At 62.5% G+C, this 19,954-nt stretch carries 19 protein-coding genes and 1 tRNA gene; 10 read left to right on the forward strand and 10 right to left on the reverse strand.

The window, feature by feature from the left end:
* Positions 1-365 precede the first annotated feature (365 nt).
* Together ACYHH6_RS19790 and ACYHH6_RS19795 are read left to right on the forward strand one after the other, a co-directional pair.
* Positions 366-1,100 carry a trypsin-like serine peptidase gene (locus tag ACYHH6_RS19790; protein ID WP_352589484.1) on the forward strand — a complete coding sequence of 245 codons (735 nt, stop codon included), beginning with the start codon at positions 366-368 and terminating at the stop codon, positions 1,098-1,100.
* Entirely contained in the window at positions 1,097-1,531 is a 435-nt protein-coding gene (locus ACYHH6_RS19795; RefSeq protein ID WP_352589481.1) for a hypothetical protein, read from the forward strand. Before ACYHH6_RS19790 ends, ACYHH6_RS19795 begins: the two co-directional genes overlap by 4 nt.
* Before the next feature lie 152 nt (positions 1,532-1,683).
* On the opposite strand, the gene ACYHH6_RS19800 is transcribed toward ACYHH6_RS19795, so the two are convergent.
* From ACYHH6_RS19800 to ACYHH6_RS19815, 4 genes are all read right to left on the reverse strand, one after another.
* Positions 1,684-1,929 (reverse strand): hypothetical protein, encoded by a 246-nt coding sequence (locus tag ACYHH6_RS19800; RefSeq protein ID WP_352589478.1) that lies wholly within the window; start codon positions 1,927-1,929, stop codon positions 1,684-1,686.
* 536 nt (positions 1,930-2,465) lie between these two features.
* Positions 2,466-2,930, reverse strand: coding sequence for a hypothetical protein (locus ACYHH6_RS19805; protein WP_352589475.1), 465 nt, complete (start codon positions 2,928-2,930; stop codon positions 2,466-2,468).
* Positions 2,931-3,093: 163 nt separating this feature from the next.
* Positions 3,094-3,167 (reverse strand) — tRNA-Gln (locus ACYHH6_RS19810).
* Positions 3,168-3,301: 134 nt separating this feature from the next.
* A complete protein-coding gene (locus ACYHH6_RS19815; RefSeq protein WP_352589472.1) occupies positions 3,302-4,234 on the reverse strand; it encodes a lysylphosphatidylglycerol synthase domain-containing protein in 933 nt (310 codons plus the stop codon).
* A 285-nt stretch (positions 4,235-4,519) separates the two neighbouring features.
* On the opposite strand from ACYHH6_RS19815, the gene ACYHH6_RS19820 reads away from it, so the two are divergent.
* Complete coding sequence (locus ACYHH6_RS19820; protein ID WP_352589469.1) at positions 4,520-5,863, forward strand: Ppx/GppA phosphatase family protein; 1,344 nt, start codon at positions 4,520-4,522, stop codon at positions 5,861-5,863.
* A 247-nt stretch (positions 5,864-6,110) separates the two neighbouring features.
* On the forward strand, positions 6,111-6,908 hold the full coding sequence (locus ACYHH6_RS19825) for an RlmE family RNA methyltransferase (RefSeq protein WP_488500461.1): 798 nt from the start codon (positions 6,111-6,113) through the stop codon (positions 6,906-6,908).
* 5 nt (positions 6,909-6,913) lie between these two features.
* Here the strand turns inward: ACYHH6_RS19825 and ACYHH6_RS19830 are convergent, their stop codons facing one another.
* On the reverse strand, positions 6,914-8,335 hold the full coding sequence (locus ACYHH6_RS19830; protein ID WP_352589463.1) for an MFS transporter: 1,422 nt from the start codon (positions 8,333-8,335) through the stop codon (positions 6,914-6,916).
* An 89-nt stretch (positions 8,336-8,424) separates the two neighbouring features.
* Entirely contained in the window at positions 8,425-8,661 is a 237-nt protein-coding gene (locus ACYHH6_RS19835) for a hypothetical protein (RefSeq protein WP_352589461.1), read from the reverse strand.
* On the opposite strand from ACYHH6_RS19835, the gene guaB reads away from it, so the two are divergent.
* The 3 genes from guaB to ACYHH6_RS19850 are packed head-to-tail and all read left to right on the forward strand — an operon-like array spanning position 8,648 to position 11,181.
* Complete coding sequence (gene guaB / locus ACYHH6_RS19840; RefSeq protein WP_352589458.1) at positions 8,648-10,150, forward strand: IMP dehydrogenase; 1,503 nt, start codon at positions 8,648-8,650, stop codon at positions 10,148-10,150. The genes ACYHH6_RS19835 and guaB overlap by 14 nt on opposite strands.
* A 43-nt stretch (positions 10,151-10,193) precedes the next feature.
* Positions 10,194-10,739, forward strand: coding sequence for a hypothetical protein (locus tag ACYHH6_RS19845; RefSeq protein WP_352589596.1), 546 nt, complete (start codon positions 10,194-10,196; stop codon positions 10,737-10,739).
* A 22-nt stretch (positions 10,740-10,761) separates the two neighbouring features.
* Positions 10,762-11,181, forward strand: coding sequence for an MAPEG family protein (locus tag ACYHH6_RS19850; protein WP_352589455.1), 420 nt, complete (start codon positions 10,762-10,764; stop codon positions 11,179-11,181).
* A gap of 103 nt (positions 11,182-11,284) precedes the next feature.
* Here ACYHH6_RS19850 and rnd read toward each other — a convergent pair whose 3' ends face one another.
* The 3 genes from rnd to ACYHH6_RS19865 all read right to left on the reverse strand — a co-directional run bounded on the left by rnd (position 11,285) and on the right by ACYHH6_RS19865 (position 15,063).
* On the reverse strand, positions 11,285-12,436 hold the full coding sequence (rnd, locus tag ACYHH6_RS19855; protein ID WP_112563616.1) for a ribonuclease D: 1,152 nt from the start codon (positions 12,434-12,436) through the stop codon (positions 11,285-11,287).
* Between the two features lie 75 nt (positions 12,437-12,511).
* Positions 12,512-13,756 (reverse strand): MFS transporter, encoded by a 1,245-nt coding sequence (locus ACYHH6_RS19860; protein ID WP_352589452.1) that lies wholly within the window; start codon positions 13,754-13,756, stop codon positions 12,512-12,514.
* A gap of 101 nt (positions 13,757-13,857) precedes the next feature.
* Positions 13,858-15,063, reverse strand: coding sequence for an MFS transporter (locus ACYHH6_RS19865; protein WP_352589449.1), 1,206 nt, complete (start codon positions 15,061-15,063; stop codon positions 13,858-13,860).
* A gap of 112 nt (positions 15,064-15,175) precedes the next feature.
* Here ACYHH6_RS19865 and ACYHH6_RS19870 point away from each other — a divergent pair, with 112 nt between their 5' ends.
* Positions 15,176-15,934: a DeoR/GlpR family DNA-binding transcription regulator gene (locus ACYHH6_RS19870; RefSeq protein WP_352589446.1), complete on the forward strand. Its 759-nt coding sequence runs from the start codon at positions 15,176-15,178 to the stop codon at positions 15,932-15,934.
* A 36-nt stretch (positions 15,935-15,970) separates the two neighbouring features.
* On the opposite strand, the gene ACYHH6_RS19875 is transcribed toward ACYHH6_RS19870, so the two are convergent.
* Positions 15,971-16,852, reverse strand: a complete 882-nt coding sequence (locus ACYHH6_RS19875) for a DMT family transporter (protein ID WP_352589443.1) — start codon at positions 16,850-16,852, stop codon at positions 15,971-15,973.
* A 93-nt stretch (positions 16,853-16,945) separates the two neighbouring features.
* Between ACYHH6_RS19875 and ACYHH6_RS19880 the strand changes: the two genes are divergently transcribed.
* Positions 16,946-17,812, forward strand: coding sequence for a LysR family transcriptional regulator (locus ACYHH6_RS19880; RefSeq protein WP_352589440.1), 867 nt, complete (start codon positions 16,946-16,948; stop codon positions 17,810-17,812).
* A 141-nt stretch (positions 17,813-17,953) separates the two neighbouring features.
* Positions 17,954-19,741, forward strand: coding sequence for an aspartate--tRNA ligase (gene aspS / locus ACYHH6_RS19885; RefSeq protein ID WP_352589593.1), 1,788 nt, complete (start codon positions 17,954-17,956; stop codon positions 19,739-19,741).
* Positions 19,742-19,954: the final 213 nt, after the last annotated feature.

Consider the following 19,954-nt stretch of genomic DNA (forward strand, 5'->3'; position numbering starts at 1 on the left):
AAGCCGGACTTTGGTCCCGGCCTAGTGCCGATACCGGCAAAGCAATAAACGCACTCGATGCAACATCCTGTTCCCAAGTGGGGCGAACTCAAATGGAGATCGCCATGGGCAGAACCAAACCTTCCAAACAGCTTTCACAGGCGGAAATTGAGCGCTTCTGGCGGCAGCGGAAGCGATGCACAAGAGCATTGTCGGCCCGCTGCTAGATTACACTGCGAGCACTACTGCGCCCTGCGTGAGGTTCATGAACCGCTATTGAAATCGATTGAAAAGATCACCGGTGAGAGAGCGCGGTTCATCCAGTGTAACAGGACAGGCCCGGCTCAGCTGGCGGCGACGGCGAAAGGTTCTTGTGGGGACGATCCGTGAGAACGAGCGCTTTGACTAATATTTCAAAATTTGCAACAGTTCTGAAATATAATCTATTGGGGGGAGCTATGTTAGATGAAAATGTCGCCAAGATTGTTTTTGCGATCGGAAAAGTTGAAGCGAGTGGCCTAACGCCACTGGGCACTGCTTTTGCAATCAGTCCGAGACTTATGGCGACCGCCGCCCACGTTGTCGGAGTGGAAGCAACAAAAATTGTTGCTGTAATGTCGACGGCTCAGACATTGTCTACATACCAAGACACAACAGTGAATCAATTCCAGAACTTTCCGGTTAACGTTGTGGAGCATGACGCTGTTCGCGATATATCTATTTTAGAAACTCATGAGGGGCTAACTCTTCCCTATATAAATAACGCTTTGAGAGGTACGGATTTGCTGAGTGTGAATTCGTCGATTATCAGTCTAGGGTTTCCGCATTTGGATTTTGGCCGGCTGGTCCTGACCGCTCATCAATCGAATGTCGGAGGGAGAGTGTTGCTTGGTGCCGGTGGTATAAAAACTAAGCACGCGATTCTAAACACTCAGACGCGGCCTGGGCAATCTGGTGGACCTGTTTTCCGGACTGGCACGACGGAGATCGTCGCCATGATTATTGGAAGCTACGTTCCAGCGGTGGAGGGCTTCGCAATAGTTGGCGGAATAAATCCCCAGACGCTTCACCAAACCACACATGCCATCTCTGCTGAATATATTTCGGATATGATCAAATGACTGACTTCGCGGAGATTGACAGCGACCCTTCTTGGATTTCGAGTCTTAAACCCTATCAAGCCGCTCCAATCCTGGACATGGAGTCCCAAGGCGCCGGCCTTGAGGAAATTGCGGTGCGACTCTTGTCCAAGACTGGATCGGAAAATACAGCTCCATTTGGAGCTGGCGGTGCTCCAAAGAATTACTATGAATCTTTGAAAAATGAATTCAAGGAATTCATGTGCGGCGGTAGTCGCTATGAGCCCCTCAGAAAAGATATCTCTAAGAAATGGGATAAGGGTAAGCTGCATGTGATGACGCTAATTGCCGGTGCCATTGGCAGCTATCTGGGCCTTGGGTCCGCTATTATCCTTCCAATTATCGCTATTCTTTTGACCATTGTGTCAAAGGTGGGGAAAAACGCATGGTGTGAGGCCTACGCGAGCAAATAGCCGACTGTCTGCTTAGTTATCCGTTCGCAATTCGAAGTGCAGCCCGCTGGTCAACGGCGAAGCCAAAACCGCGGCGCCTGAACGCGCTGTAGAGGCCATCCGCCATGGCGGCCTCATCCTCATAGAGGTGTGGGCATAGGATAGGCCGGCCATCATCGCCATAAGCTCGCGGGCATGTGGGTTGTCGGCAAGGCATCGGTCGACATGGGCATCCAGGATCGACTTCCAGTTCTCGATGCCGATGGCGACGGCGTCGCTGGCCTCGCGCCGAAGCCGGCGAAGATGGTCCGGATATCGAGCTCGCGCACCGCATCCGAATAGCCAAGGCCGCGCCGGCCGGCATCCATCATGAACCGTTCGAAAGGGGCTTGATCGTCGCCGGTGACGGCGTCGATCATGTCGGGCAACTTCGAAAGGATCATGCCGACACCGCCAGAACCAGGGTCGGCATGAGCGGCGGAATGAATTTGAGATGCATGCGATGACTCACGAAACCGCGATTCAAGCCCGAGGCTTAAGATCGGTTCCGCATAGTTTAGCAAAAATGGATATGACAATGTTTTATGGTACGATTTGAGACATGTTAATCGCGCGAGAGGGGCGGAATATGCCGAGGCGGCGTGACTGGATTTCCGATTTTCAGACTAACGTCTATGCGTTGCACAGGTTTCCTACCGGCGACCGCTTGCCCCTGATCCAGATAAGCCTCCTTTTTCGCGTGCTGGACAGGGGGCCGGTCCGCTATCAGCGCAACCTTTATCGAATTCATCAAGCAGATACTTTGAGAGATTACCTCCATGATCTGGCGACAGCCGGGCATCAATGGGTGTTCGAGGATGGTTCGGCTCACAGCGGGGATATCAGAAGAGACCCGAGCACAGTTGCGCCCTACCCATATTTCAAGGCTTGGGAATCGATTGGCCGGTATTAACGATCAGCCAGAAAATCGTAATGCTGCCAGCTGGTCCACAGAAAGACCGCCACGGCGGCGCTGGAACTCGATGTACAGGCCGTCGACCATGCGGGCCTCACGTTCGTAGAGAGTATGCCCGTAGGATAGTCCCTTCATCATCGCCTTAAGCTCGCGATCATGTTGCGGATTGTCAGCAAGGCATTTCTGGACGGCGGCCTCCAGCAGGGGTTGCCAGTTCTTGATATTGATGGCGACGGCGCCGCTAGCCTCACGGCGAAGCCGCGCGAAGATAGTCCTGATATCGAGTTCGCGCATGGAATCCGAGTAGCTGAGACCGCGCCGGCCGGCATCCATCATGAACCGTTCGAAATCGCTCTGGCCCGGCGTCCCTTGGATCGCGTCCAGGAGATCGGGAAGCTTGGCCAGCGCCATGCCGGCGACGCCAAGGATCACAGGGGAGAATAAAAGCAGGTCAGACCATACCATGAGGATGCCCTTTCATGTCGGGTCCATGTCGCGTCGAGTTGCCGGGAACGTTTTGGAACCGTTGGAAATCAAGGGGGACGTGTCGCAACGTGTCGCGGCACGAAATCGCCGAAACGGAAAATCCCCCGCCGGACTAAGGTGTTGAATTCGTTTGGAAAACTGTTGGCTGGGGAACCTGGATTCGAACCAGGACTAACGGAGTCAGAGTCCGTGGGTCTACCGTTAACCTATTCCCCAGCAGGCGCTCTCGCGCTGGTGGGCCGCCGAAGCAGCCGCGCGTGCCTTGTAGCCGCCGCCGGAAAATAGTCAAGCCTGCGCTGCGTTTCAATCGCGGGCTTTTGGTTTGTGCGTCCATGCGGGCGGGCAGGGCGCTACGTCTCGCCGCGGCTGTATTGCGAATGCTCGAAGAACAGCACCACGCCAAGCGCGATCAGCAGCGGGATGATCAGGTAGAACAGGCGGAACACCAGAAGCGCCGCCAGCACGCCGACCGGGTCCATCTGCGACAGGCCGGCCAGGAACACGACCTCGAACACGCCGAGCCCGCCCGGCGCGTGCGAGATCTGCGCTACCGAGAACGACACCAGGAACACGCCGAGGATGACGAAATAGCCGGGATTGCCGGCCACGGGCAGGGCAAAGAAGATGATTGCCGCCGCCGCCAGCAGCTCGATCGGGCCGATCAGCAATTGCCGCGCCACGATCGGCAGCGCCGGGTAATGCAGCTGGAAGCCGGCGATTTTCAATGGCTTCAGATGCAGCCAGCTGCCGAAGATATAGGCGCCGACCAGAATGAGCAAAGCGATGCCGGCGGCGATCGCCAGCCCGCGGTGGGGTGCGCCGGAGAAGCGGCCGATGATCTGCGGCTCGAACACCAGCACCAGGCCGCCGACCAGCAGGCTGGAGAGCACGAAAGTGATCCAGCAGATCGCCACCAATATGCCGACATCCTGGCCGGTGAGCCCTCGGGTGCCATAGGCGCGGTAGCGGATCACGGCGCCCGAAAGCACCGAGCCGCCAATGTTGTGCGACAGCGCATAGGTGGTGAAGGAGCAAAAGGTGACGAACAGCCACGACACTTTTTTGCCGATATGCAACAGCGCGATGTGGTCGTAGCCGGCGAGCGAGGCGTAGGCGACCACCGAACTCAGCGCCGCCAGCACCCAGCCGCGCGTCGGGATGGCGACGATGCCGTCCCAGACGTCGTCGAGCGAGATGCCGCGCAGCTCATGCCACAGCAACAGCAGCGAGGCGATGACCGCCGCAATGCCGATGACCGGCCACAGATAGCGCCTCCAGTTCATGGAGTTCTCGTCATGCGTTGCTGCCCATCGCCCCGGCGGGCGTGAAAAAATCCGCGATTCACCAATATTGCCCCTCATTTCAGAAATGCCTCATTGAAGCCGGCTATTCAACCGGACAAGCCCCGCTATTCAACGCTGCAAGCATTGCCGCTGCATGATGCCGGCAAAATTTGACCCGCTGCTCTTGGTGATCCGGTCCCGCACTGCTACTCTGGCGGCAACTTAAAACATTTAGGTGCCTGCTGCGTCCGGTTTCCGGTTCGCGCGGCGCCGGAAGGACCCGAAGTGGAAGACCACGACACCGGCGCAGGCGCGCCGGAAGTGGGCGTGTCCAGGGCTTCGCCGCCGTCAGGCGGGCCAAGCCCATCCGCCGGGCGGCCCCGCCAGGCGGGGCCCCAGTCCGGTGACGGACAGGCCGGCGACGCCCAGCCTCAGCGAGGCAAAGCGAGAAAGCGGCGCAAGCGCCGGCGTGGACGCAAGGTTTTTGCACGCGATGGGCTGGCGGTATCAGCGCACCTCGTTGCAGCCGGCCCGCCGGCCGTCAGCATCGCTGCCCCGAGCCCTCTAGTTGCACCTCCGGCTCCGCAGCCCAGGCCTGAACAGCCTATACAGCGGCCGCCGATGCAGGAATTGCCGGTGTTTGCCGCGCTCGATCTCGGCACCAACAATTGCCGGCTTTTGGTCGCGGTGCCGCAGCGCCATGGCCAGTTCCGCGTCATCGACGCGTTCTCGCGCATCGTCAGGTTGGGCGAGGGGCTGACCGCCAACGGGCATCTGAGCCAGGCGGCGATGGACCGCGCCGTCGAGGCGCTGAAAATCTGCGGCGACAAACTGCGCAACCGCAAGATCAAGAAGGCGCGGCTGATCGCCACCGAAGCCTGCCGCACCGCCGACAATGGCGTCGAATTCCTGCAGCGTGTCGAGCGCGAGGCCGGTCTGAAACTCGAGATCATCGACCGCCAGACCGAGGCCCGCCTTGCGGTGTCGGGCTGCGGCTCGCTAGTCGAGCGCGACACGCAAGGCGTAGTGCTGTTCGACATTGGCGGCGGCTCGTCCGAAATCGCGCTGATCGACCTCACCGGCCAGCGCTCGCCGCGGCTTGCCAACCACATCGTGTCATGGACGTCGCTGCCGGTCGGCGTCGTCTCGCTCGCCGAGCGTTTTGGCGGCCGCACGGTGACGCGCGAGATCTTTGCCGCCATGGTCGAGGATGTCGCCGTGCGGCTGAGGTCCTTCGACGGCCGCGACCGGCTGAGCCATGTGCTGGCCAGCCCGAAATTCCATCTGCTGGGCACATCCGGAACGGTGACGACTCTGGCCGGGGTCCATCTCGACCTCGAACGCTACGACCGCCGCCGTGTCGACGGGTTGTGGATGGACCGCGACAGCGTCGACCGCATGGTCGAAAAGCTGGTCGGCTGGGATTTCCAGCAGCGCTGCGCCAACCCTTGCATCGGCGCCGACCGCGCCGACCTGGTGCTGGCCGGCTGCGCTATCCTCGAAGCCATCCGCGCGGTGTGGCCGTCGGAGCGGCTGCGCGTCGCCGACCGCGGCCTGCGCGAAGGCATTTTGAGCGAGCTGATGGCCGATGACGGCGTCTGGCGCAACAGTGGGCGAGGCCGAGCATGATCGTGAAAAGCGGCTGCGTTGCCTTGGTGAACAGTCGACCCCGTCGAGCTTCGCTCGACACCTCTCCTCCGATCGACGGGGGAGAGGAAGGGCGTGAGCTTAGGCTGGCCGGCTCCCTTCCTCCGGAGGGAGGAGCGGTGGCGCCGCGAAGCGGCGACGGAGTGGGGGAAGCCCTTCGCGAAACGCGAAGCCGCCGAAAAACGGCCGCAACGCGGCGAGTGCAAAAACTCAAACAAGAAATACCGTTATGACCAAGAAGCCAGAAAAGCCGGGCTCCGCAAGCATCCGCGTGCTGAAGACGCGGATCAAGAAAAAGAGCGGCCTGAAGGAATTGTCGCGCCGCTGGCTGCAGCGCCACATCAACGACCCCTATGTCCAGCGCTCCAAGGCCGACGGCTACCGCTCGCGCGCGGCCTACAAGCTGATCGAGATCGACGACAAGCATCATCTCTTGAAGCCCGGCATGAAGGTCATCGACCTCGGGGCTGCGCCCGGCGGCTGGTGCCAGGTGGCGGCCGCGAGGACGAAATCGACGGCGGACAATCCGCATGTCATCGGCATCGACTATCTCGAAATGGATGCCGTGCCCGGCGCTCCCGTGCTGCTGATGGATTTCCTCGATCCCGAAGCGCCGCAAAAGCTGGCCGAAGCGCTGGGCGGCGACCCTGATGTCGTGCTGTCCGACATGGCGGCGCCGACCACCGGCCACAAGCGAACCGACCATATCCGCACCATGCATCTGTGCGAGGTCGCCGCCGATTTCGCGCTGTCGGTGCTGAAGCCGGGCGGGCATTTTCTGGCCAAGACCTTCCAGGGCGGCGCCGAAAACGAGCTGCTCTCCATGCTCAAGAAGAACTTTCGCTCGGTTCACCACGTGAAGCCGCCGGCGTCGCGGGACGAGTCGGTGGAGCTGTATCTGCTGGCGAAGGATTTCAAAGGGCGAGAGGCCGGTCCACCGTCAGGTGGATCGGAACGTCCAGTGGACGTTCCGAAGGGCTCGAGCGCCCGGAGCCACGGCGGAGGGCCGGGGGACGCCGAGGCCTGATGGCCCTACTTCCCCGCCGTGCTCACTGGCTCCAGCGTCTTCGGCGTCGTCAACCGGCCATGACCCGACACGGCGTTGCCGGCATCCGGCGCCAGCCGCATGAACGATATTGACGCCGCCGCCGACACCGCCGCCACGATGAAAAACGCGATGTGGAAATCGTCAAGCGTCAGCGGGCCGCCATGGATCGAGGTCGAGACTTCCAGGATGCCGCCGGCCAGCGCCACGCCGAGCGCGATCGACAGCTGCTGGAACACCGCCGTGATCGGCGTCGCCTTGCTGGTGTCTTCCGCCGACACCTCGGCATAGGAAAGCGCGTTGACGCCGGTGAAGAACATCGAGCGGATGAAGCCGCCGACCAGCAAGATGGCCAGCATCAGCGCGTAAGGCGTCTCCGGCGTGAACAGGCCGTATATGGCGATCGATGCGGCGGCGATCAGCGAGCCCCAGATCAAAACGCGGCGGAAGCCGGCCAGCCGGAAGATCAGCGCCGTGACGAACTTCATGCCGATGGCGCCGATGGCCGAGACGAAGGTGATCATGCCCGACTGGAACGGCGTTAGCCCGAAGCCGATCTGGAACATCAGCGGCAACAGGAACGGCACCGCGCCAATGCCGATGCGAAACAGCGAGCCGCCGAGCACCGAGGAGCGGAACACCTGGTTGCGGAACAGTTCCAGCGCCAGCAGAGGGTTTTTGGCGCGCCGCGCATGCAGGAGGTAGAGTGCGCCGGAAATCAGCCCGACCGCCACGGTGATGAAGCCGATCGCCGGCGGCAGATAGGGCAGGCTGACCACGGACAGGCCGAAGACAACGCCCGATGCGGCGAGCCCGCTTAGCACGAAGCCGGGAAAATCGAGCGGCGGCGTTTCTGCGGCATCGGTTTGCGGCAGGAAGCGCGTCGCCAGCCAGATGCCGATCAGCCCGATCGGCACGTTGATCAGGAAAATCCAGTGCCAGGTGAAATAGGTGGTGATGAAGCCGCCGATCGGTGGTCCCACAAGCGGCCCGACCAGCGCCGGCACAGTCAACCACGACATGGCGGCGACCAACTCGCTTTTCGGCGTCGCGCGCACCAGCACCAGGCGGCCGACCGGCGTCATCATGGCCCCGCCTATGCCTTGCAGGAAGCGCGAGACGACAAAGGCCGGCAGCGAATTGGAGATGGCGCAGGCGACCGAGCCCAGGATGAACACACCGATCGCGGCCCGAAACACGTTCTTGGCGCCAAACCGGTCGGCCATCCAGCCGCTGATCGGGATGAAGATCGCCAGCGACACCAGATAGGCGGTCAGCGCCAGCTTGAGCGCGATCGGGCTGGTGTGGATGTCGACGGCGATCGCCGGCAGCGATGTCGCGATGACGGTCGAATCCATGTTTTCCATGAACAGAGCGACCGCCAGTATGAGCGGAACGATGCGGTTCAACGAACGCGTCCGAACTGGCAAAAGGTGCGTGCCGACCGGGGCAAGCCGACACGAAAAGGCGGTTATCACGCCCTTACCCGGATGTCGCATTAATTTGCTGTCACTTTTGTGCGACCGCAACCCGTGGTGGCGGCTATCGGGCCAGGCTCAACACTTTGCGGTGACATGCAATCACCCGGCTTTTCAACCGCGCCGCGACGTGTTACCAGCCAGCGCCAATCCTGAAAGGGAAGAAACGAGTCGGCGCTGTCCATTGCGGTCCAGCGCTTTTTTGTATTCTCCCAGCACTTTTTCGTATTCGAAGGACTGGCCATGGCAAAAATCATCGAAACGTCCACCGGCGCGCTGGCGCTGACCTTTGACGACGTGCTGTTGCAGCCCGGCCATTCCGAGGTCATGCCCGGCGAGACCGATATCCGCACCCGCATCGCCACCGACATCGACCTCAACGTGCCGATCCTGTCGGCCGCCATGGACACCGTCACCGAGGCGAGGCTTGCCATCGCCATGGCGCAGGCCGGCGGCATCGGCGTCATCCACCGCAATTTCTCGCCGGCCGAACAGGCCGAGCAGGTGCGCCAGGTCAAGAAATTCGAATCAGGCATGGTCATCAATCCGGTCACCATCGGCCCCGACGCCACGCTTGCCGACGCGCTGGCGCTGATGCGCACCTATTCCATCTCGGGCATTCCGGTGGTCGAGAATGGCGGCACCGGTGGCCAGAAGATCGGCCGCCTGGTCGGCATTCTGACCAACCGCGACGTGCGCTTCGCCTCGGATCCGGGGCAAAAAGTCTACGAATTGATGACCCGTGAGAACCTGATCACGGTCAAGGAGAATGTCGACCAGGACGAAGCCAAGCGGCTGCTGCACCAGCACCGCATCGAAAAGCTCGTCGTCGTCGACAAAACGGGCAATTGCGTCGGCCTGATCACCGTCAAGGACATCGAGAAGTCGCAGCTCAACCCGCACGCCACCAAGGATGCGCAGGGGCGGCTGCGCGCCGCCGCCGCCACCAGCGTCGGCGATGACGGCTTCGAGCGCGCCGAGCGGTTGATCGACGCTGGCGTCGACCTGCTGGTCATCGACACCGCGCATGGCCATTCGCAGCGCGTGCTGGATGCCGTGACCCGGGCCAAGAAGCTTTCGAATTCCGTGCGCATCCTGGCGGGCAACGTTGCCACCGCCGAAGGCACGCAGGCGCTCATCGATGCCGGCGCCGACGCGGTCAAGGTCGGCATCGGCCCGGGTTCGATCTGCACCACCCGCATCGTCGCCGGCGTCGGCGTGCCGCAGCTTTCGGCGATCATGTCGGCGGTCGAGACGGCGCACAAATCCGGCGTGTCGGTCATTGCAGACGGCGGCATCAAATATTCGGGCGACCTGGCCAAGGCGCTCGCCGCCGGCGCCAGTGCGGCCATGATCGGCTCGCTGCTGGCCGGCACCGACGAAAGCCCGGGCGAGGTCTATCTGCACCAGGGCCGCTCCTTCAAGGCCTATCGCGGCATGGGTTCGGTCGGCGCCATGGCGCGCGGCTCGGCCGATCGCTACTTCCAGGCCGAGGTGCGTGACACGCTGAAACTGGTCCCGGAAGGCATTGAAGGGCAGGTGCCTTACAAAGGACCTGTGTCCGGCGTGCTGCACCAGCTTGCAGGCGGGCTAAAAGCCGCTATGGGTTATGTCGGTGGCCGCGACCTTGCCGATTTCCGCGAGCGCGCCACTTTTGTGCGCATATCCAACGCCGGACTTCGTGAAAGCCACGCCCATGACGTCACGATTACCCGCGAAAGCCCGAATTATCCCGGCGGAGCCTGACCAGCAGCCAGAGCGGAACGTGCTCTGGCGCAATCAGGCGGCGATCGTGCTGCGGCTGGCGCGCCATGCCGGCGCGCTGTGTGTTGCCTCCGCGGCGGTTTTCATCGCGATGACGTTGCTGGAATTCTTCTATTTCCGCCAGTTGAGCGGCGGCCTGTCGTCGCTCGATGTGCGCTTTGGCGGTTTCACCCCGGATGAGGGCATGGCCTGGCTGACGGCACTCGGCCGGCGCGGCAGCGAGATCATCCTCGTCTGGCACTATTTGACCTTCGACCTTCTGTTCCCGGCGCTGCTGTCACTGACCATGGTCAGCCTGATCCTTGCCACAGGGCGGCGGCTGAAGCTCTTTCGCACCCTGCCGGTGCAGCTTCAGTCGCTGTTGGCGCTGGTTGTCGTACTGCCCTACACCTGCGCCGATTATGCCCAGAACATTGCGGTGGCGCGGCTTTTGTCCGATGCGCTGTCGGCCAATCCGGATTCGCTGTCCTTCGCCTCGTCGCTGATCGTCACCAAATTCGCGCTTCTGGCGATACCGGTCGCCGTCATCGCGGCTTTCATCGTCGCCAGCCAGCGGCGCCCGCAGGCATGAACAACCATGCGGGGGCAACGCCATGAGCCAGACCGCAATCTTCTGGCCGATGCTGGCGCAGGTGCTGCTGGTCTATATCGTCTATGTGGTAATGGGCCGGCGCCGCTACGGTGCGGTCAAATCAGGCGAAGCCAAGGTCGGTCAATACAAGATGCGCACGACCGAGCCTGCGTCCAGCATAACCGTCGCCAACAATCTCATCAACCAGTTCGAACTGCCGGTACTTTTCTACGTGCTGTGCCTGGCGCTGCACGCGACCAATGGCGTCAATTATCTGACCTTGGCCTTGATGTGGATTTTCGTGATTTCCCGCTATGGCCACGCCTGGGTCCACCTGACCAGCAACAATTTACGGTTTCGCAGCCGCGCCTTCTACATGGGCGCGATCATTCTCTTGCTGGCATGGATCTGGTTCGCGCTGCACCTGCTCGGCCTGGTTTGAGCAGGCCAGCAAGTCTCTCGAGCAATTCCAGGAAAAGTGTGAAGCGGTTTTCCCGGGAAAAGCGCGCAGCGCTTTCCCTTGGGAATTGCGTAATAACAAAACGCTAGAGGTCGAACACCGCGATCTTGCGCTTGTCGAACTTGATGCCGATTTCGCCGCGCACCAGCTTCAATGCAGCCTCGCCGAACACGGCGCGCCGCCATCCCTGCAGCGCCGGCACGTCGGCGGCTTCGCCTTCGGCAGCGATGCGGTCGATGTCGTCGCTGGACGCCAGCACTTTCGAGGCGACGCCTTCCTTCTCGGCTACGATTCGCAACAGCACTTTCAGCAGCTCTGCAGCCGCGCTCGAACCCTCGGGAGGCTGAAAGCTCTTGGGCAGCTTCGGCATCTCTTCCCGGGGCAGAGCGAGCGCCGTGTTGACCGCGCCGAGCAATGCGGTTGCCGTCGATGATCGTTCCCAACCTTTCGGCGTGGTGCGCAGCTTGCTCAACGCGGCCGCATCGCGCGGCGCCTGCTGGGCGACCTCGTATATGGCGTCATCCTTGAGCACCCTGCCGCGCGGCACGTCTCGCTCGCGCGCCTCGCGCTCACGCCATGCCGCCACCGTCTGCACGATCGCCAGCTCCTGCGGCTTGCGCAGCCGCATCTTCAACCGCTTCCAGGCATCCTCGGGGTGCGGATCGTAGGTCTCGCGCGAGGTCAGCACCTCCATTTCCTCGTTCAGCCAATGGGCGCGGTTTTCTCGCTCCAGTTCAGCGCTGAGATGCTTGTAGACATCGATCAGATGAGTAACGTCGGCTAGCGCATAGTCGAGCTGCTTGTCGGATAGCGGCCGGTGGCGCCAGTCGGTGAAACGCGATGATTTGTCGAGCCGGGCGCCGGTGATGCGCTGCACCAGCTGGTCGTAGGAGACGCTGTCGCCGAAGCCGCAGACCATGGCCGCGACCTGGGTGTCGAACACCGGATGCGGCACCAGATCGCCGAGATGAACGATGATTTCGATGTCCTGGCGCGCGGCGTGGAACACCTTGACCACCGCCTCGTTGGCCATCAGCCGGAAGAACGGGGCGAGGTTGATGTCGGGCGATAGCGGGTCGATCAGCGCGGTGACGCCGGGCGCCGCCATCTGGATCAGGCACAGAATCGGCCAGAACGTCGTTTCGCGGATGAATTCGGTGTCGACGGTGACGAAATCCGACTTTTCAAAAGCGGCGAGAACGGACTCGAGCTCATTTTGGGTGGTGATGACGTGCATCAAATCGCTTTTTAGTAACAGGTAAGGTTCTCTTTCAATTTCAGCCGTGGGCGCTTTCGTCAAGCCGCCCTTCGGTCAAGTATCCGTCGATCCGTCGGAATCGCCATTCCTGCGCGCCAGCCGCGCGAAGACAGTCGATGTTCGCAGCAGCGCCGTGAAGCGGCTGCGCTTGCCCGCCGGCACGCTGCCACGCACCTGCATGCGGTAGAGGATGACGGCGATGAGGGTAGCATAGACCGCAGCACTGAATACAAACAGGGCGCCCGGTCCGAAATACTGCATCACCGTCGAGGCCGCGAAGGGGCCGCCAATGGCGCCGAACGAATAGAACAGCATCAAAGCGGCGTTGATCAGCACGAACTCTCCCTTGTCGGCGCGGTCGTTGGAATGCGCCGCCGACAACGAATAGAGCGGCATGGCAAAGCTGCCGAAGATGAAGACGATGATCAGGTTGAGGGTCGGATTGGCTCCGGCGATGAAAGCCAGCGCCAGCGCCGCCAGCAGGGCGCCGCATGTCGTGGCCAGCAGCACCGCGCGCCGGTCCCAGCGGTCGGAGAGATAGCCCACCGGATACTGGATAAGGGCACCGCCAAAGATACCGACGCTGACGAAGGTGACGACATCGGCCACCGACATGCCGATCTGCTCGGCATAGACCGGCGACAGCGTGCGGAAGGCGCTGTTGGTGACGCCGACGCAGATGCAGCCGAAGCAGCCGAGCGGCGAGATCCGCCAGACGCGCGCCAGATCCAGCTTGACGTCTTCCGGCGGCGTCGGGTTGGAGCGGTCGCCGAGCGACACCGGCACCAGCGACAGCGTGATCATCATCGACATGATGGCGAAGATGGCAAAGCCGCCGGGGCCGAAGATCGGGATCAGGAACTGCGCGCCGGTCACCGAGCCGATATCGACCATGCGGTAGATCGCAAGCACCCGCGCACGATCCTTGTTTTCGACGCCGGAATTCAGCCAGGCTTCCATGACGGTGAACAGGCCGGCAAAGCAGAAGCCGCCGGCAAAGCGCACCGCGCACCACATCACCGGATCGATCACCAGCACCAGAAGCAGCGTGCCGGCCGAGGCGGTGGCGGCGAGCGCCGAAAACGTCCGGACATGGCCGACCGCCTTCAGGATGCGGGTGACGGCGAGGCATCCCAACAGAAAGCCTGCGAAATAGAACGTGCCCATCAGGCCGATGTCGGAGGCGGAAAACCCTTCCTGCGCGCCGCGCAGCGCAATCAGCGTACCCTGCAGCCCGTTGCCGCCAAGCAGAATGCCGGCGGCGATGAGGAGCGGGATCAGCGGGCGGATGGAGGACATGAAGGAAATCGCTTGGTCGGCTTCCTTCTTGAACCATCATATCAGCCAATGCCAGCGGCAATTCTGCTAGCCAACAGGCGCGTGCCCTCCAAGGTCGCCGTTCAAGCTTCGTGAGCCCTCGCCAATGCTTCGCCCGCCGTCGGCGCGACAGGGCTGGCCGCCCTTCGGCCAAGCGAGCCGGCGGTCAGCAGGCTGAGGATGATAAACGGGATGCCGATGCCGAAGGCCGAACGGATGCCCCAATGGTCGGAGACAAAGCCGAGCAGCGGCGGGCCGAGCAGGAAGGCGACGAAGGAGATCTGCGACAGCGCCGCGACATTGATTGCCGCGGAGCGGTCCGTTCGCTGGGCGGCCGCCGAGATCGCCAGCGGAAAGATCGCACTGCTGCCGATGCCCAGCAGGGCAAAGCCCAGCATCGACACGAGCGGGGCAGGCGAGAAGAAGACCAGCAGCACACCTACCGCCATCGTTGCCAGCAGCACTCGCGCCACGCCGCTTGGCGAGTGGCGGTCGACAAAGCTGTCGGCGAAGAAGCGCGTGCTTGCTTGCGAGAATGCAAACAGCGCCACCGTGAAGCCGGCGACGAACGGGCCTGCATCGAACACGGTGCGCATGTAGATCGCCGACCAGTCGATGCTGGCGCCTTCCATCAGCATCGCCGACAGCGTCACCGCGACGAGGACGAGGATCGGCAGCGTCGGCCGCGCCAGCCTTGGCGCCGTCTCGTCATTGCCGGCGAAGCGGCTCGGCGCCGGTTCGTAGCCGCCGAGAAACAGTGCTATTCCTATCGCCACAATCGGTACGACGATGGCTAGGTGCAGTTGCGGCGATATGCCGAGATGCGCAAGTGCTGCGCCGAACAGGCCGGCGCCGAAAAAGCCTATGCTCCAGAACGAATGCGCGCGGTTCATGATCCGGCGCTTGAGCAGGAATTCGGTTCTGTCGGCCTCGACATTGAGGATGATCTCGACGCTGCCGATCATCAGGCCGACTGGAATGAGCATCAGGAACAGCGCCAGCGGCCCAGACGCGTGCACGGCAAGGGCATAGGCTACCGACAAAAGCGGAACCAGCCCGAGCAAGGCGCGGCGAAAGCCGACGCGCTCCAGGATTGGCGCCGCTAGCGTCAGCGCGGTCAAGGTGCCGATCGGCGTCCCGATCAGGCTGAGCCCGAGCGTGCCGTCCTCGATGCCCATGGCATGCTTGATGTCGGGCAGCCGCGGAAAGATGTTGCCCATGCCGAACGAGTAGATCGCAAAACCGGCATAGACCCGGTGTTGCGGAGCAAGGCGGAGGCCAAAGGTCATGACGATGCTTTCGAGGGAGAGAGCCGGCGGTTGTCGCCGCCTAGTATACTCCATATCTTGCACAAACATGCAAATCGTGCAAGAACGTGCATAAAGAAAACAGGATCATGCAATGCTGACCGATGAGCGGCATCAAATCATCCGCGATCGCCTGGCCGTTGAGGGAAGGGTGCTGGCCGGCGAGCTGGCAAGCCGCTTCGGCGTTTCGGAAGACACGGTTCGCCGCGACCTCAGGGAACTCGCCAAGGCTGGGCAATGCCGTCGCGTCTATGGCGGCGCGGTCGCGCCCGCACCTTTCGCGTCCGCACCAGTCGGCCTGCGCGCCGGCCATGCGGTCGAAGAGAAGACGCGGCTGGCCCGCGCGACCGTGGCATTGCTGTCGCGCGGACAGACTTTGTTCATCGACAGCGGCTCGACCAATGCCGCGATCGCCCGGGCCATCCCGCGCGACCTCGATCTGACCGTCGCCACCAATTCGCTCGAAATTGCCTCGGCGCTCTCCGACCACGCCTTGATCGAGCTGATTGTGCTGGGGGGGCGGTTCGACCGCCACCTCGGCGCCTGCGTCGGCGCCGACACGCTTGCCGCCGTCGCGCAGCTTGGCGCGGACCTGTTTGTTCTCGGCTCCTGCGGTCTCGATGCCTCGCGCGGCGTGACGGCCTTCGATTCGGCGGAGGCCGAGGTGAAGCGGGCCATGGCCAAGAACAGCACAGGCATCGTCATCGCTGTCACCAATGACAAGTTGGCCACCGCCGCACCCTACCGGGTCGCCAGGCCCGAGGCGATCCGCCACCTTGTGGTCGAAAAGACCGCGCCGTCCGCGATCCTCGCCGATTTCGAGCGTCAGGGCGCTGAGATCCATTTGGCTTAAAGGGTGCGCTGGCTGTTCACTCGAGCGGCTTGACCGTCACAGGCCGAATCTTCTGGTGGCTCCCGAAGCGATCGCTATTCCGGCCAGCACCGCCGCGAGCCCGACGAGCAGGTTGGCGCTAACCTGTTCGCCCAGCAAGACGACGCCGAAGATCGACGCCGTTACCGGATTGACCGCAACCGAGACGGCAACCAGTGTCGGCACGGCGCGCCTCATCGCGAATGCCCAGAGAAAGAAAATGAACGCGCCGCAGACGATGGCCAGATAGCCGCTCGCAATCCACTGCGGTGCATTCAGCGTCGCAAGTCGTGCGAGGCCGCCGTTTGAAGCCGCAAGGGCCGACAGGCAGACCGCACCGACGCCCATGCCAAACGCCACGAACGGGATCGGCGCGGTGCGCGACAGGAATGGTCGGGACCACACGCTGTAGAGCGCCATGCAGAACGCCGCCGTGACCATGATGAGGTCGCCGCGCCACGCACTTGCGGGAGCCGTCGCCAGGCTCGTGCCGAGTGCTGCGGCCACCCCCGCCATGGCGATCAGGACGCCGGCGATCTTGCGCATCGTCGGCGGCTCTATCCGCAGCACCGCTCCGGCAAGCATGGTCAGCAGCGGCAGTGTCGAAAGCGCCAGCGCACCACGCGCCGCCGTCGTGTAGAGAAGGGCTCCATTGAAGAGCACCGGAAACAGACCGAAGAACAGCAGGCCCAAGGCGCCGGCACCAAGCCAATCGCTCTTCGGCGGCCATGTGTCCCGCCGCCAGAGCGCCACTGCGACCAAGACCAGAAAGCCACCACTGAACCGCACCGCGCCGATGGTCAGCGGATCAAGCGTGCCGGCGAGATATCGTGTTGCGCCGACGGCAGTACCGCCGAGAGCGCTGGACAGAATCGCCGCGAGCACGCCCAGAATTTCCATTGTTTCCCGACCTTGCCAGTTCAGCGCCAGCGATATCGGGCAGGCTGGTCGAAAGGAATCGAATAAGCGCAATGAGTTTGATAATGCTTGGCTATGAATACTCGAGGCCTCGACCCCGAACTGCTGCGCGCCTTCGTCGTCGTTGCCGACCGGCTGTCGTTCACGCGCGCCGCCGAGCAGCTCAATCGAACCCAGGCCGCCGTCAGCTTGCAGGTGAAACGTCTCGAGGAGCGCCTCGACACCGCCCTGTTTCGGCGCTCGACCGCTCGCGTCGAACTGACGGCCGCCGGGGAGGGCTTTCTGACCGATGCGCGCCGCATCCTCGCCCTCAACGAGCAGGCAATTGCGCGTGTTTCCAATCAGCGTGTGGCCGGGCACGTTCGCATCGGGGTGATGGAAGACTATGGCACCAGGATCCTGCCAAGCCTGCTTGCCGACATCGCCGAGCGATTTCCGCTCGTGCAGGTCGACATGGAGATCGGTCTCACCGCCTTGCTGCTCAAACGCCTCGGCTCATCCTTTGACGTGGTCATCGCAATGCATCCGGAGGGCACGACCGAGGGTGACCTGATATGCCGCGAAAGAGCGATCTGGGCGGCAGCGTCCACCCGTGCCGTCGAGGAGCTCGATCCGCTGCCCGTCGCTCTGTCCTATCCCGATTGCCTGTTTCGCGCCTGGGCCATCGAGGCGCTCGACAAAGCAGGCCGGCCATGGCGACTGGCCTATGTCAGCCCGAGCCTCGCCGCCACGGAGGCAATCGTCGAGCAGGGCCTGGCGATCACCGTAGTCAAAGGCAGCATGCTGGCGCCTGGCCTGCGCGGTATCAATCCCTGCCGTTATGTGCCGCCATTGCCCGGGGCGGAGATACGCCTTCATCGCGCCGCAACGTCTTCCGCCAGCGCGGCATTGGTCGTCGATCATCTTGCACACCGCCTCAGGCAATCGGCTCTGGGCTCATAGGCCTGTGAGGGGGAAAGCCGAAAGACGACCAAGATACCAGCCGAGGCCGGCTTGCCTTGACAAATCAGACCTCCCATGCGCTTTTCGCGCAAATTTTTGAGGCCGGCCTCGGCCCGCAACATCCGGACTTTACCCATGACAATGCATCGTTACCGCAGCCACACCTGTGCCCAGTTGAGAAAGAGCGACGTCGGCTCTTCGGTTCGCCTGTCGGGCTGGGTTCATCGCGTGCGCGACCATGGCGGCCTGCTGTTTATCGATCTGCGTGACCATTACGGCCTGACCCAGATTGTCGCCGATCCGGATTCGCCCGCCTTCAAGGTCGCCGAGACGGTGCGCGGCGAATGGGTGATCCGTGTCGACGGCGAGGTCAAGGCGCGCCTGCCGGACACCACAAATGCCAACCTGCCGACCGGCGAGATCGAAATTTTTGCCCGCGAGATCGAAGTGCTGTCGGCGGCCAAGGAATTGCCGCTGCCGGTGTTCGGCGAGCCGGACTATCCCGAGGATATCCGCCTGAAATACCGCTTCCTCGACCTGCGTCGCGAGACGCTGCACAGGAACATCGTGGCGCGTACCAAGATCATCGCCGAGATGCGCAAGCGCATGACCGATGTCGGCTTCACCGAATTCTCGACGCCGATCTTGACGGCCTCGTCGCCGGAAGGCGCGCGCGACTTCCTGGTGCCGTCGCGCATCCATCCCGGCACCTTCTATGCGCTGCCGCAGGCGCCGCAGCAGTACAAGCAGCTGATCATGGTCTCCGGCTTCGACCGCTATTTCCAGATCGCGCCCTGCTTCCGCGACGAGGATCCGCGCGCCGACCGGCTACCCGGCGAATTCTACCAGCTCGACCTCGAAATGAGCTTCGTCGAGCAGGACGACGTGCTGTCGACCATGGAACCGGTAATGCGGGGCGTCTTCGAGACCTTCGCCAACGGCAAGCCGGTGACGCAGAAATTCCAGCGCATTCCCTATGACGTCGCGATGCGCAAATACGGTTCCGACAAGCCGGACCTGCGCAACCCGATCGAGATGCAGGCCGTCTCCGATCATTTCCGCGACTCTGGCTTCAAGGTTTTCGCCAACATCCTGGCCAACGATCCAAAGGCCGAAGTGTGGGGCATTCCGGCAAAGACCGGCGGCAGCCGCGCCTTTTGCGACCGCATGAACTCCTGGGCGCAAGGTGAGGGCCAGCCGGGGCTGGGTTACATCTTCTGGCGCAAGGAAGGCGACAAGCTTGAAGGCGCCGGTCCACTGGCCAAGAACATTGGTGAGGAGCGCACCGAGGCGATCCGTCAGCAGCTTGGCCTTGCCGATGGCGACGCCGCCTTCTTCGTCGCCGGCGATCCGAAGAAGTTCGTTACCTTCGCGGGTGCCGCGCGCACGCGGGCCGGCGAGGAGCTGAACCTCGTCGACCGCGAGCGCTTCGAACTCTGCTGGATCGTCGACTTCCCGTTCTTCGAATGGAACGAGGAGGAGAAGAAGATCGATTTCGCCCACAATCCGTTCTCGATGCCGCAGGGCGGTATCGAGGCGCTCGGTGGCGACGACCTGCTCGGCATCAAGGCCTTCCAGTACGACATGGTCTGCAACGGTTTCGAGATCGCCTCGGGCGGTATCCGCAACCATCTGCCCGAAACCATGGTCAAGGCGTTCGAGACGGTCGGGCTGGATCGCGCCACGGTCGAGGAGCGCTTCGGCGGCCTCTATCGCGCCTTCCAGTATGGCGCCCCGCCGCATGGCGGCATGGCGGCCGGCGTCGACCGTGTCGTCATGCTTCTGGTGGGCGCCAAGAACCTGCGCGAGATCACCATGTTCCCGATGAACCAGCAGGCCTACGACCTGTTGATGAACGCACCTTCGGAAGCCAGTCCCCAGCAGCTGCGCGAGCTCTCTCTGCGCGTTGCGGCTGTGAAGAAGGACTGACGGCAGCGTTGCAACTGCCCTTTCTCCCCGTCTCTATGCGGGGGAGAAATGTCCGGCAGGACAATGAGGGGCGGCGCTGATTCAGGCGATTGGCGAACGGCCTTAGCAATTGGCGCCTTCTGACAATCGGTTCAGCATCGAACTACAATTTGCTGGCGTTGGCGCCGCCCCTCATCCGCCTGCCGGCACCTTCTCCCCGTATAGTGACGGGGA

The organism is Mesorhizobium sp. P171375 (assembly GCF_057786075.1).